Source organism: Limimaricola sp. G21655-S1, assembly GCF_027213785.1.
In the GTDB taxonomy this organism is placed as follows: Bacteria; Pseudomonadota; Alphaproteobacteria; order Rhodobacterales; family Rhodobacteraceae; genus Limimaricola.
In genome coordinates this window covers 110069-122774 of the sequence record NZ_JAPWGO010000007.1, presented here as the reverse complement: position 1 = coordinate 122774, position 12706 = coordinate 110069, and the positions used below count along the sequence as shown (strand labels likewise).

The window sequence follows — 12706 nt, the reverse complement described above, 5'->3', positions numbered from 1 at the left end:
AGAAGACCGCCATGCTGAACGCCGCCACTCCGGAGTTCCTCGACACTCTGCGGGACAGGCTTCCCGAGCCCGCCTTCCGTCAGGCCGGACCCGAGCACCTCGAGGAGCCGCGCGGCCGCTACAGGGGGCAGGGCGTGCTGCTCGCCCCCGCTTCGACCGAAGAGGTGGCGACGATCCTGCGCGCCTGTCACGAAGCGCGGGTGGGCGTGGTGCCGCATGGCGGCGGCACCGGGCTCGTTGGCGGGCAGGTGATGCAGGAAGGCGTGGCGCCGGTGATCCTGTCGCTGGCACGGATGGACCGGATCCGCGACGTCTATCCATCCGAGAACGTACTCGTGGCCGAGGCCGGCGCGATCCTTGCCGAGGTGCAGGGCGCCGCGCGCGAGGCGGGGCGGATGTTCCCGCTCTCGCTCGCCTCCGAAGGGTCGGCACGGATCGGCGGTCTTCTGGCGACCAATGCGGGCGGCCTGAACGTGCTGCGCTATGGCAATGCCCGGGCACAATGCCTCGGGCTCGAAGTGGTGACGGCGGACGGCAAGATCTGGGCCGGGCTCACCCGGCTTTACAAGGACAATACGGGCTACGACCTGCGCGACCTGATGATCGGGGCGGAAGGCACCCTCGGGGTCATCACCGCCGCCGCGCTCAAGCTGGCGCCGGTTCCCGCCGCCTCGGGCACCGCGCTGTTCCAGGTGGCCTCGCCGCGCGCCGCGCTCGATCTCCTCGCGCTGGCGCGCGACCGGGTCGGCGACAACGTCACCGCCTTCGAACTGATGCACCGGCAGGGCCCCGAATTCCTGATCGAAGCCGGGCTCGACGCACGGGTGCCTCTCGATCCCATGCCCGAATGGATGGTGCTGGTCGAACTGGGGCTTCCCGAGGGGCTGCGCCCCGAAGACAGCCTCGCCGCGATTTTCGAGGCGGCGGTGGCGGCCGGGTTGTCCGAGGACGGCGTCATCGCCTCGTCGGAGGCGCAGGCCGCGGCGCTTTGGTCAGTGCGCGAGACGATCCCCGAGGCCAATCGCCGGATCGGCTCGATCTCCTCGCACGATATCTCGGTGCCGCTCTCCTCGGTGCCGGACTTCATCGCGCAGGGCGGCCCGGCGCTGCGCGCGCTCGGCGATGTGCGGATCAACTGCTTCGGCCATCTGGGCGATGGCAACCTGCATTACAACGTGTTCCCGCCCAAGGGCCGAGACCGCAAGGATTACGAGGACATCCGGCCGCGCGTGAAGGAGATCGTCCATGATCTCGCCCATGCCTTCGGCGGCTCGGTCAGCGCCGAGCACGGGATCGGGCGGCTCAAGGTCGGCGATCTGGAGCGCTACGGCGACCCGGCGAAGCTCGCCATGATGCGGGCGATCAAGTCGGCGCTCGATCCGCACGGCATCCTCAACCCCGGCGCCGTGCTGCGCAGCTGAGGTCGGAATTGCGTAATCGGAAAAAGATGAACCGGGAAAGGCGCGCTCCCCGGCTCGTTCTTCCTCGAATACGCAAGCCCCCTGACGAGCTTCAGTCGCCCGCATAGGTGCAGAGCGCCTCGACCCGGTGCCCGAGCCCCTCGAGAAGCTTGCGGCCGCCGAGATCCTTGAGGTCGATGATGAAGGCACAGGCCACCACCTCGGCGCCCAGTCGTTCGATCAGCTTGATGCCCGCCTCGGCGGTGCCGCCGGTGGCCAGCAGGTCGTCGACCAGCAGTACCTTCTGCCCCCGGTGCAGCGCGTCGTCATGCAGCTCGACCTCGGCCTCGCCGTATTCGAGCTTGTAGCTCTGGCCGATGGTGCGGCCCGGCAGCTTGCCCTTCTTGCGGATCGGCACGAAGCCGGTGCCCAGCCGGTCGGCCAGCGCGCCGCCCAGGATGAAGCCGCGCGCCTCCAGCCCGGCCACCGTGTCGATCTCCAGCCCTTCGCAGGCTTCGACCAGCCCCTCGATGGCGAGGCGCAGCCCGTCGCGGTCGGCAAACAGCGTCGTTACGTCCCGGAACAGGATTCCCTCGTGGGGGAAATCGGGGATGGTGCGGATGTAATCGGTCACATGGGCCATGACGGCTCCTGTCCTGGGGGGCGGGGCGGGGCCCGCATCGGGTCTCGTACCCCGGAGTGGGGGCGGCGCGTTCATAAGGCGTGCGATGGCCATTGCGAAGCCCGATTCGGGGAAACGGCGCGTTTGCGGGTTCCGTCGACGGGCCGGCTGGGCTATTCCGCCACCGCAGCCCGAAGACCCACCAAACGAAAGTGAGCCGATGAGCCGATCTCCCCTGGCCGTGGTGGCCAACGCCGTTTCCTCGGAAAACGCCCCGGCCCTGCCGCGCAACGCGGCCGATTTCAAGACCGAGATCCTCTCCGGCCTGACCGTGGCGCTGGCCCTTGTTCCCGAGGCGGTGGCCTTCGCCTTCGTCGCGGGTGTGAACCCGCTGGTCGGCCTCTACGCCGCCTTCCTCGTCGGCCTGATCACCGCGCTGATCGGCGGCCGGCCCGGCATGATCTCGGGGGCCACGGGTGCGCTGGCCGTCGTCATGGTCAGCCTCGTGGCGGAACACGGGGTCGAATATCTCTTCGCCACGGTGGTGCTGATGGGCATCCTGCAGGTGCTCGCGGGGATCTTCCGGCTGGGCAAGTTCATGCGCCTCGTGCCGCATCCGGTGATGCTCGGCTTCGTCAACGGGCTCGCCATCGTCATCGGCCTGTCGCAGCTCGAACAGTTTCACGATCCGGCCACGGGCGGCTTCCTGTCGGGCTTTCCGCTGGTGTTGATGCTGGCGCTGGTAGCGCTCACCATGTTCATCATCTGGATCATGCCGCGCATGACCCGTGCCATTCCCGCGCCGCTGGCTGCGATCGGCATCGTCGCGGCGATCGTCATCGGCCTCGGCCTGCCGGTGCCGCGCGTCGGCGATCTGGCGCAGATTTCGGGCGGGCTGCCCGAGTTCTCGATCCCGCTGGTGCCGCTGAACCTCGAAACCTTGGGTATCATCCTGCCCTATGCGCTGATCCTCGCCGCGATCGGCCTGATCGAGAGCCTGCTGACGCTCAACCTCGTCTCCGAGATCACCGGCAAGCGCGGCGGCGCGAGCCAGGAATGCGTGGCGCAGGGCATCGCCAACGTCGTCACAGGCTTCTTCGGCGGCATGGGCGGCTGCGCCATGATCGGCCAGTCGATGATCAACGTCTCCTCCGGCGGGCGCACCCGGCTCGCCGCCGCCTCGGCCGCGATCTTCCTTCTGTGCTTCATCCTCTTCGCCGCGCCGGTGATCGAGCAGATCCCGCTCGCAGCCCTCGTGGGCGTGATGTTCATGGTCGTGATCGGCACCTTCGCCTGGAACACGTTCCGGGTGATGCGCCGGGTGCCGCGCGTCGATGCCATCGTCATCGTGCTGGTGACCGTCATCACCGTCCTGACCGACCTCGCCACCGCCGTGGTGGCGGGCGTCATCGTCTCGGCGCTGGCCTATGCCTGGCAGAACGCCACGCGGATCGGCGCGCGCACATTCCGCACCGATGACGGCGCCAAGGTCTATCAGATCCAGGGCCCGCTGTTCTTCGGCTCGGCCGACGGCTTCTCCGAACTGTTCCAGATCGATAAGGACCCCGACCACGTGATCGTCGATTTCGAGCACAGCCGGGTCGCCGACCAGTCGGCACTGGCCGCGATCGAGACCATGGCCGACCGCTATACCGCCGCGGGCAAGCGGCTGGTGCTGCGGCACCTGTCGCCCGACTGCCATGCGCTGCTGCGCCGCGCCGGCCAGCTCGTGGTCGAGAGCGATGACGATCCGAACTACGGCGTGGCGGTGGATTACGACATTCGGCCCGGCGCCTTGGGCGGCGGCCACTGAGGACTGAAACGCGGGCCCGGCCTTGATGGCCGGGCTTGCGTATGTCAGGTGCAAGGAAACGCGAAGGGCGGCCCGGATGGGCCGCCCTTCGCGCCTGTCGGACCGGCTACTGGCCCGGACGGGGCAGGCTGAACAGCTCGGTCACGCGGGCATAGTCGCGGTAGCCGAGCCGCGCGAGCGGCTGGAAGGCGGTCACGTCGAACCGGCCCTCTCGGATGCAGTCGTCGCGCATGTGCACGCCCGTGACCTCGCCGATGGCCATGAAGTTGTGCGCACCTTCCAGTTCCACGATCTGCACCAGCCGGCATTCGAGCGACGCAGGCGCGTTCGCCACCCGCGAACAGGCGATCGTCTGGCAGGTGGCGCGTTCGATGCCGGCCTTTGCGAACTCGTCCTCATCCTTGGGCCAAGGCCCCGAGGTGGCGTTCATCGCGTCGCGCGCGGCGTATTCGACGATGTTGACGCAGAATTGGCCGGTCTCGCGGATGTTGAACATCGTGTCCTTCGAGAATGGACGGTCTTCCTTGGCCGAGGTCGAGGCGAACATCACCTGTGGCGGCACATAGGCCACGGCGTTGAAGAAGGAATAGGGCGCGAGGTTCTCGGTCCCGTCCGACCCCCGGGTCGAGACCCAGGCGATGGGACGCGGCGCGACGATGGCGTTGAACGGGTTGTGCGGCAGGCTGTGGCCATCCTCGGGGCGGTAGAACATGCGTTTCCTCCTTGGTCGCGCCAAGAGGTAGCGACTGGGCCGGGGCGGGTCCAGCGGCGCGAGCGGTTTGCACCGTCCCCACGGCGTGCTAGGGCGCGCGCGCGGCGCGCTTCGCCGCCAAGGGGCGGGAGTGACGCATGGCCGAGATCGCGCAGGAGCAGGCCGGAGACCATCACGAGGTCGAGGCGCTCTACGACCTGTGTTTCGCGCCGGGCCGCGAGGCGCTCTCCTCCTACCGGTTGCGCGACGGCGTGCCCCCCGAGGCGGAGCTTTGTCTCGTGGCCCGGGGCCGCGCCGGCGAGGCGGCGGGCGCGATCCGGACCTGGCCGGTGCGGGTGGGCGATCATGCCGCGCTGCTGCTGGGGCCGGTCGCGGTACATCCCACGCGTCAGGGCGAAGGCTTGGGCGGATTGCTGATCTTCGAAGTGATCGAACGGGCGCGCATGGCCGGGCATCCGCGGATGATGCTGGTGGGCGATGCGCCTTATTATTCCCGTTTCGGCTTCTCGCGCCTCGGCGGCGTGCTCATGCCTCCGCCGACCAATCCCGAGCGTGTGCTCGGTTTGGCGCTACAGGATGGCGCTTGGGACGGCATCGGCGGCGAAGTCACGCGTGCCGCCGATCCGACCGATTGAAAACCCGGTCGCGCAGACCAATTATCGGCGCATGAGCACACCCATGCGCGAGATCAATCCCGAAGTGCCGCCGCGGCCCCTCGACGACACCGTCAAGGCCGAGATCGCGGCTCTGGCCGAGCGACAGGCGCGCGCGGGCCGCGGCCTGATGCGGATCATCAACCTCGCCGGAGACCGGGTCGAAGGTGGCATGCGGATGTTGCCGAAGCCCGCCCGGGCCCGGATCGAGGCGGCGGCGCGCGCGGCGCTGTCGCGCAGCTACGACGTCGCCGCGCGCACGCGGCGTCCGGGCAATGGCGCAGGCGCGCTCGAGGCGGCCTTCGGCACGGATGGGGCGGCGCGGGTCATGGCCACGATTTCGGGCGCGGTGGGCGGCTTGGGCGGCCTTACCACCGCCCTGGCCGAACTTCCGGTGGCGACGACGATGATCTTCCGTGCCGTGCAGCGCGTCGCCGAGGCGAATGGCGAAGACCCGGCCAGCGACGAGACCCGGGCCGAATGCCTGCGGGTCTTCGGCGCCGGTGGTCCGGGCGGGGAGGATGAGGGGATCGACACCGCCTTTCTCGGGGCCCGGCTCGGGCTCTCGGGCGTCGCGGTGAACCGGCTGATCTCGCGTATCGCGCCGCGCTTTGCCACGGTGCTCGGACAGAAGCTGGCGGGGCAGGCGGTGCCGATCCTCGGCGCCGCGGCGGGGGCGGGGACGAACTATGCCTTCGTCGATTACTATGTCGAGGTGGCGCATGTGCATTTCGGGCTGCGGCGGCTGGCGCGGATCCATGGCGAAGAACAGGTACTCGACGCCTTCCACGCGGCGTTGGAGCGCCGCCGCATGCCGACAAAGCGTTAGGTCCGGCCGGTATTGACCCGCCGCGACAGCGCCTCGGCGCTTTCGACGCGCTCGGAATAGCGATCGGTGAGGTGGGGACGGCCCCGGGTCATCAGCGTGAACTTCACCAGCTCCTCCATCACGTCGACGATGCGGTTGTAATAGGGCGAGGGCTTCATCCGGCCCGCCTCGTCGAACTCGTCCCAGGCCTTGGCCACCGAGGATTGGTTGGGAATCGTCACCATCCGCATCCAGCGCCCCAGCACGCGCATCTGGTTGAGCGCGTTGAAGCTTTGCGAACCGCCGCAGACCTGTGCGAGCGCCAGCGTCTTGCCCTGAGTGGGGCGGACGCTGCCGAGAGACAGTGGAATCCAGTCGATCTGCGCCTTGAGGATGCCGGTCATCGCGCCATGCCGCTCCGGGCTCGACCAGACCATGCCCTCGGACCATGCCACCAGCTCGCGCAGTTCCGCCACCTTGGGGTGGTCGACGGGCGCGCCGTCGGGCAGGGGCAGACCGGTGGGATCGAATAGCCGGACCTCGGCGCCCAGATGTTCCAGAAGCCGCGCCGCCTCTTCGGCCACGAAGCGCGAAAACGAACGCTCGCGCAGGCTGCCATACAGGATCAGGATGCGCGGCGCATGACCCGGATCGCCGGGCGCGACATAGAGCGCGGGATCGACCGGCGGCAGGAGGTCAAGGTCGAGATTGGGCAAGTCGGGCATGACCGTCTCCTCATTTCCAATATTCAAGATATATGGAAATGAGATCTCCGGATCAAGCCGTCACATCAGCCAGCCTTGCGAGGTCAGCCATTTCGTCACGGCGGGGCGGACCGAGGCCACGCCGCTGTCGCGGGCTTCGTGGATCACGCCCCTGAGCGCCTTGAGATTGCAGTGACGAATCAGGTGCTTGACGGGCCCGACCGAGGCGGGGCGCATCGACAGCATCGGAAAGCCCAATGCCGCGAGGCACAGAGCTTCCATCGGCCGGCCCGCATCCTCGCCGCAAAACGAGATCGGCGTGCCGGCGGCGGTTGCCCGGGCGAGGATGTGATCGAGAAGCCCCAGAAAGCTCACGTCCAGCGTGTCGTAGCGCCTGCGCACCCGCTCGTTCTCGCGATCGGCGGCGAAGAAGAACTGCTTGAGATCGTTGCCGCCAACCGAGAGAAAATCGACCTCCCGGAAGAACTGGTCCGGCGCCCAGGCGAGGCTCGGGGTTTCGAGCATGGCGCCGACCTCGACGGTCTCGGGCAGCGGGTGGCCGAGGATCCGCTCGCGCTCCATCGCCTTCTCGAACTCCTCGCGCGCGGCATAGAATTCAGCGGGCAACGCGATGAAGGGGAACATCACCGAAAGCGGGCGGCCATTGGACGCGCGGATCAGCGCCTGCAGCTGCATCCTGAGTACGCCGGGCTTGTCGAGCCCCACCCGCACCGCGCGCCAGCCCATCGCCGGGTTCGGCTCGTCATTGGGCTTCATGTAGCTCAGCACCTTGTCCGAGCCGATGTCGAGGGTGCGAAAGGCGACACGCTTGCCGTCGGCGGCGTCCATCACCCGGGCATAGAGCGCGGACAGCTCGGCCCGCTTGGGCATCTTGTTGCGGATCAGGAACTGCAACTCGGTGCGGAACAGGCCGACGCCCTCGGCACCCGATCCTTCGAGCGAGGGCAGGTCGGCCATCAGCCCGGCGTTCATGTGCAGCGAGATCGTGGTGCCGCACAGCGCCGTGGCCTTCATGTCGCGGATCGAGGCGTAGCGCTCCAGCGCCCGAGCCTGCATCGCGATCTTGTCGCGGAAGGCGGTCTTCACCGTTTCCTCCGGGCGCAGATGCGCGACGCCCTGGTCGCCATCGACGAGGATCACGTCGCCGTTGAGCGCCTCGGAGGTGATGTTCTTGGCGTGGATCACCAGCGGAATCGCCCAGGCCCGGGCCACGATCGCGGCGTGCGAGCCGACCGAGCCCTCCTCGAGCACGATGCCCCTGAGCTTCTTGCCATATTCCAGGAGTTCGCCGGGGCCGATGTTGCGGGCCACCAGAACCGGATCGTCCGGCAGTTCGGCGCCGGTATCGCGCCCTTGGCCGGTCAGGATGCGCAAAAGCCGGTTCGACAGATCGTCGAGATCCGAGAGCCGCTCGCGCATGTAGTGATCGCCGGAGCGGTTCATGCGCGAGCGCGCCAGCGACTGCTCCTTCTCGACCGCGGCCTCGGCCGAAAGACCGCTCTCGATGTCCTCCTCCATCCGTCGCATCCAGCTGCGCGAATTGGCGAACATGCGGTAGGTTTCGAGAACCTGCACCTGGTCAGGATGGGCGCTGGTCGCCCCCGAGAGCAGCTCGTCGACGGTCACCCGCAGCTTGTCCACCGCATGGCGCAGCCGCTCCAGTTCGATCGCCGGGTCATCGGCGATCGGGTTGGTGACGACGACGCGCGGCTCGTGCAGCCAGACATGGCCCTCGGCCGCGCCCTCCTGGCCGGAGGTGCCCTTGAACATGACGGCCTGCTGATGCCGCGCCGAGAGCGCCGCGCCGGTATCGACGAAGGCCCCCAGCTCGGTCATCTCGGCCAGCACCATGGCCACGACCTCGAGCGCGTAGACCTCGTCGGTGGTGAACTCGCGGGCATTCTTGGACTGGACCACCAGCACACCCAATGGTTCGCCCAGCCGCTGGATCGGCACGCCGCAGAAGCTCGAATAGCGCTCCTCGCCGGTCTCAGGCATGTAACGGAAACCGGGCTCGCCGGGGGCATTGGCGGTGTTGACGACCTGGCGCGTGCGGGCGGTGCGGCCGACGAGACCCTCACCCAGCCGCATCCGCGTCTGGTGCACGGATTCGGCCTTGAGACCTTCGGTCGCGCAAAGCTCGAGCGTCTCGGCATCGCGGAACAGGTAGATCGAGCAGACTTCGGTCTTCATCGACGAGGCGATCAGCCCGACGATGCGGTCGAGCCGCGCCTGACCGGCACCGCCCTCCGCCATGACCGCCGAAAGGCGGCCCAGAAGCTTGCGGCTTTCGGATTCTACAAGTCGATCGACCATCGCCGCCCTCTCGCCACCATGTCCGGGGGGAGTGGTCCCGGTCAGGCGGCCTTGTCCAGCCCGAAGGCATCATGGAGGGCCTGCACCGCGAGTTCCATGTATTTCCGGTCGATCAGCACGGAAATCTTGATCTCCGAGGTGGTGATGACCTTGATGTTGATGCCTTCGGCGGCAAGCGCCTTGAACATGTCGGCGGCGACACCGGTATGGCTGCGCATGCCGATGCCGACCACCGAGACCTTGGCCACGCCGGTATCGGTGACGAGATCGTTGAAACGGATGTCGCCGCGATCACGGGCCGCCTCGACCGCCTTCTCGGCGCGCATCACCTGATCGTTGGGACAGGAGAAGGTCATGTCGGTGCGACCTTCTTCCGAGATGTTCTGGACGATCATGTCCACGTTCACGCCCGCATCCGCCAGCGCCCCGAAGATCGCCGAGGCGATGCCGGGCCGGTCGGCCACGGAGATGAGCGTCATCTTGGCCTCGTCGCGGGAATAGGCGACACCGGCGACCACGTTGCTTTCCATGATTTCCTCCTCGTCGCAGACGAGCGTTCCCGCGTCGTCGGACTGTTCCTCGAAGCTCGACAGCACGCGCAGCTTCACCTTGTAACGCATCGCCAGCTCGACCGAGCGGGTCTGCAACACCTTGGCCCCGAGAGAGGCCAGCTCGAGCATCTCCTCGAATGCGATCCGGTCGAGCTTGCGGGCCTTTTCGCAGATCCGCGGGTCGGTCGTGTAGATCCCGTCCACGTCGGTATAGATGTCGCAGCGCTCGGCCTCGAAGGCGGCGGCGAAGGCCACTGCGGTGGTGTCGGAGCCGCCGCGCCCCAGCGTGGTGATCCGGCCCTCGGGGCTCACACCCTGAAAGCCCGCGACGACGGCGACCTTCATGCCCTCGGCGAACTTGGCGCGGATGTTGGCGGGCGGGATGTCGAGGATCCGCGCCGCGCCATGCGCGCTCGTGGTCTGAACCGGCACCTGCCAGCCCTGCCAGCTGCGCGCCGGGATATCCATTTCCTGCAACCGGAGCGCCATGAGACCGGCGGTCACGTTCTCGCCCGAGGAGGTGACGGCGTCGTATTCACGCGCGTCATACATGGGCGAGGTCTCGTTCACCCAGCCGACCAGCTCGTTGGTCTTGCCGGCCATGGCCGACACGATCACGATCACTTCGTGCCCCTTGGCCACCTCGACGGCCACGCGTTTCGCGGCCCGGTGGATCCGGTCGAGCGTGGCGACCGAGGTGCCGCCGAATTTCATCACCAGGACCGACATGGCTCTCCTCGCGCAGATTCCGGCGCCTCCATAGCGGCCGGGCGACGCGAGGGCAATGCGCGACCGCGCCTCAGTTGGTCCGGCGCTTCGGCGCGAAGGGCAGGGCAGCCACGGGGATGCCGTCCTCGATCAGCCGGCGCGCCTCGTCGAGCCGCGCTTCGCCGTGGATCGCGCGCTCCGGCGTCTTGCCTTCATGCATGGCACGGGCCTCGCGCGCGAAGGCGTCGCCGACGTAATCCGAACTGCTTTCGACCTTGCGCCTGAGTTCGGCCATCGCCCGCTCCAGCGGGTTGCCGGGCTCGGAGAGACGACGCGCGGGCGCCTTGGCGTTCTCGCTCACCGACGGCGCCATCAGCGCCTTGGAGACCCGCGCATCGCCGCAGACCGCGCAGGACAGCTGTCCGGCGCGTTCGAGGGCGTCATAGGCGCTCGCGGAGGCGAACCAGCTGTCGAAGGCGTGGCCGTTCTTGCAGGTGAGGTCGTAGCGGATCATCGGCGCAGGTCCCGGTGGAGGATATGCTTCAGATAGGCGCTGTCGGGGCCGGGTGCAAAGCGCGGCCGATCACGAGCCTGCAAAGGGTGGCGGCGGCGCCGCAACCGGGCGCAGCGGCGCCGGGTCGAACAGCAGCACCATCTGCCGCAGCTCGGGGGCGTCGAGCTTGGTCGCCGCGCGCTCGCGGCTAAACCATTTGCGCCGCCTCTGGCCGCGCTCTGGCCAGTCGCCGAGCACCTGCGTGACATGCACCGGGAACACCATCGCGAAATGCGGGGAGCCGGTCTTGGCGCCGCCCTTCACGTAGGACCAGACGCCGAGGCAGCGATCCTCGGGCTGGCCGATGAGACCGGCCTCCTCGCGCGCCTCCCGCGCCGCGGCCTCTGCGGGGGTGGCACGGTCCATCGGCCAGCCCTTGGGCAGGATCCAGCGGCCACGCCCCCGGCTGGTGATCAGGCAGATCTCCAACGAGTCGTTCACCATGCGCCAGGGCAGGGCGGCGAATTGGGTGCGCCCGAGGCGCTGGTGGCGCCTTGCGACGCGGAGCGGAAGCTGAATCATGGGGCCTCTGGGATCGCGCCTGTCGGGCGAGGTTCCACGACCGCGCCGGGGCTGGCAAGACTGCAATCGGTGCTATCTGCCACGCGGGCGGCGGCGACTTCGCGTCGGGTCCCGCAGAGGTTGCAGCGAAAGGGCCGCATGACCGCCACGGCACGTTTCATCGGATCCGAAATCTATCGCGGCTCGAGCTACGGGGCGTGGCACCCGCTCCGGGTGCCGCGCGTCTCGACGGTCATGGATCTGGCCCGGGCGCTGGGCTGGCTGCCGCCCGATGTCTATCTGCGGAGCCCGCGCGCCCGGCCGGCGGCACTGCACGGGTTTCATACGCCCGAATACGTCGCGGCGTTGATCGCGGCCGAGGCGACGCAACAGGTCGGGCCCGAGATCCGCGCCAAGCATCATCTCGGCACCCCAGCGAACCCGGTCTTCGCGGAGATGTTCCGCCGCCCCGCCACGGGAGCCGGGGGTGCACTGCTGGCGGGCGAGTTGCTGCGGCATGGCGGCCGGTTGCACCTGCCGGGCGGCGGCACCCATCATGGCCTCCCCGACCGGGCCAACGGGTTTTGCTACCTCAACGATCCGGTTCTGGCGATCGGCTCGCTCAGGGCGCATGGCGCCCGGCGCATCGCCTATGTCGATATCGACGCGCATCATTGCGACGGGGTCGAGGCGGGCTTCGCGCATGACTCCGACACGCTGATCGTCTCGACCCATGAAGAGAACCGCTGGCCCCGTACCGGCGCGGTCGAGGACGAGGGGGCGGGCCAGGTCTTCAACCTGCCGCTCCCCAGCGGCGCGGGCGACGATGTCATGGCAGTGGCGCGCGATCGCGTGATCCTGCCCGCCGTCGCGATGTTTCGCCCCGATGCCATCGTGCTGCAATGCGGTGCCGATGCGTTGCTCGAGGATCCGCAATCGCGGCTCGCCATGTCGGGGCACGCGCATCTCGGAGTACTGCGGGCCTTGCTGCCGCTCGCTCCGCGGTTTCTTCTGCTGGGCGGCGGCGGCTACAACCCCTGGAGCGTCGGGCGTCTCTGGACCGCCGCGTGGGCGGTGCTGGCTGGCCGCGAGATTCCCGATCGCCTGCCGGTGCCCGCGCAGGCGGTGCTGCGGGGGCTGGAGTGGCACAAGCAGAGGCGGGCGGTCTCCCCACCCGAAAGCTGGCTCACGACGCTGCTCGATCCGCCGCGCCCGGGCGAGATCCCGGGCGGGTTTCGGGACCGTGTCGCGACGCTCGAGGCACGGCTCCTGGCCTGGGTGTGAGGCGTGCTCTTGCGGGGCGGGGCCACGGGATGCGAGAGGGAGGTCGAGACACGAGGTGGA

At 68.5% G+C, this 12706-nt stretch carries 12 protein-coding genes; 5 read left to right on the top strand and 7 right to left on the bottom strand.

Annotation, left to right across the window (positions count from 1 at the left end):
• Positions 1 to 11 precede the first annotated feature (11 nt).
• Positions 12 to 1421, top strand: coding sequence for an FAD-binding oxidoreductase (locus O4G76_RS09115; protein ID WP_269397035.1), 1410 nt, complete (start codon positions 12 to 14; stop codon positions 1419 to 1421).
• Positions 1422 to 1512: 91 nt separating this feature from the next.
• On the opposite strand, the gene O4G76_RS09110 is transcribed toward O4G76_RS09115, so the two are convergent.
• Positions 1513 to 2043, bottom strand: a complete 531-nt coding sequence (locus tag O4G76_RS09110; RefSeq protein WP_269397034.1) for an adenine phosphoribosyltransferase — start codon at positions 2041 to 2043, stop codon at positions 1513 to 1515.
• Between the two features lie 199 nt (positions 2044 to 2242).
• Here O4G76_RS09110 and O4G76_RS09105 point away from each other — a divergent pair, with 199 nt between their 5' ends.
• On the top strand, positions 2243 to 3835 hold the full coding sequence (locus tag O4G76_RS09105; protein ID WP_269397033.1) for a SulP family inorganic anion transporter: 1593 nt from the start codon (positions 2243 to 2245) through the stop codon (positions 3833 to 3835).
• A gap of 106 nt (positions 3836 to 3941) precedes the next feature.
• Here O4G76_RS09105 and O4G76_RS09100 read toward each other — a convergent pair whose 3' ends face one another.
• Positions 3942 to 4547 carry a flavin reductase family protein gene (locus O4G76_RS09100; protein ID WP_269397032.1) on the bottom strand — a complete coding sequence of 202 codons (606 nt, stop codon included), beginning with the start codon at positions 4545 to 4547 and terminating at the stop codon, positions 3942 to 3944.
• A gap of 137 nt (positions 4548 to 4684) precedes the next feature.
• Here O4G76_RS09100 and O4G76_RS09095 point away from each other — a divergent pair, with 137 nt between their 5' ends.
• Positions 4685 to 5182 (top strand): GNAT family N-acetyltransferase, encoded by a 498-nt coding sequence (locus tag O4G76_RS09095; RefSeq protein WP_269397031.1) that lies wholly within the window; start codon positions 4685 to 4687, stop codon positions 5180 to 5182.
• Positions 5183 to 5213: 31 nt separating this feature from the next.
• On the top strand, positions 5214 to 6029 hold the full coding sequence (locus O4G76_RS09090) for an EcsC family protein (RefSeq protein ID WP_269397030.1): 816 nt from the start codon (positions 5214 to 5216) through the stop codon (positions 6027 to 6029).
• On the opposite strand, the gene arsH is transcribed toward O4G76_RS09090, so the two are convergent.
• The 5 genes from arsH to O4G76_RS09065 form a co-directional block, all read right to left on the bottom strand.
• Positions 6026 to 6733, bottom strand: a complete 708-nt coding sequence (arsH, locus tag O4G76_RS09085) for an arsenical resistance protein ArsH (protein ID WP_269397029.1) — start codon at positions 6731 to 6733, stop codon at positions 6026 to 6028. The genes O4G76_RS09090 and arsH overlap by 4 nt on opposite strands.
• A gap of 60 nt (positions 6734 to 6793) precedes the next feature.
• Positions 6794 to 9049, bottom strand: coding sequence for a phosphoenolpyruvate--protein phosphotransferase (ptsP, locus tag O4G76_RS09080; protein WP_269397028.1), 2256 nt, complete (start codon positions 9047 to 9049; stop codon positions 6794 to 6796).
• A gap of 41 nt (positions 9050 to 9090) precedes the next feature.
• Positions 9091 to 10329 (bottom strand): aspartate kinase, encoded by a 1239-nt coding sequence (locus O4G76_RS09075; RefSeq protein ID WP_085894678.1) that lies wholly within the window; start codon positions 10327 to 10329, stop codon positions 9091 to 9093.
• A gap of 70 nt (positions 10330 to 10399) precedes the next feature.
• Positions 10400 to 10822 (bottom strand): DUF1178 family protein, encoded by a 423-nt coding sequence (locus tag O4G76_RS09070; RefSeq protein WP_269397027.1) that lies wholly within the window; start codon positions 10820 to 10822, stop codon positions 10400 to 10402.
• 69 nt (positions 10823 to 10891) lie between these two features.
• The gene (locus tag O4G76_RS09065; RefSeq protein ID WP_269397026.1) at positions 10892 to 11383 is read right to left on the bottom strand and encodes an NUDIX hydrolase; all 492 of its coding nucleotides are present in this window, start codon (positions 11381 to 11383) and stop codon (positions 10892 to 10894) included.
• A 138-nt stretch (positions 11384 to 11521) separates the two neighbouring features.
• Between O4G76_RS09065 and O4G76_RS09060 the strand changes: the two genes are divergently transcribed.
• Complete coding sequence (locus O4G76_RS09060) at positions 11522 to 12646, top strand: acetoin utilization protein AcuC (protein ID WP_269397025.1); 1125 nt, start codon at positions 11522 to 11524, stop codon at positions 12644 to 12646.
• The last annotated feature ends 60 nt before the right edge of the window (positions 12647 to 12706 follow it).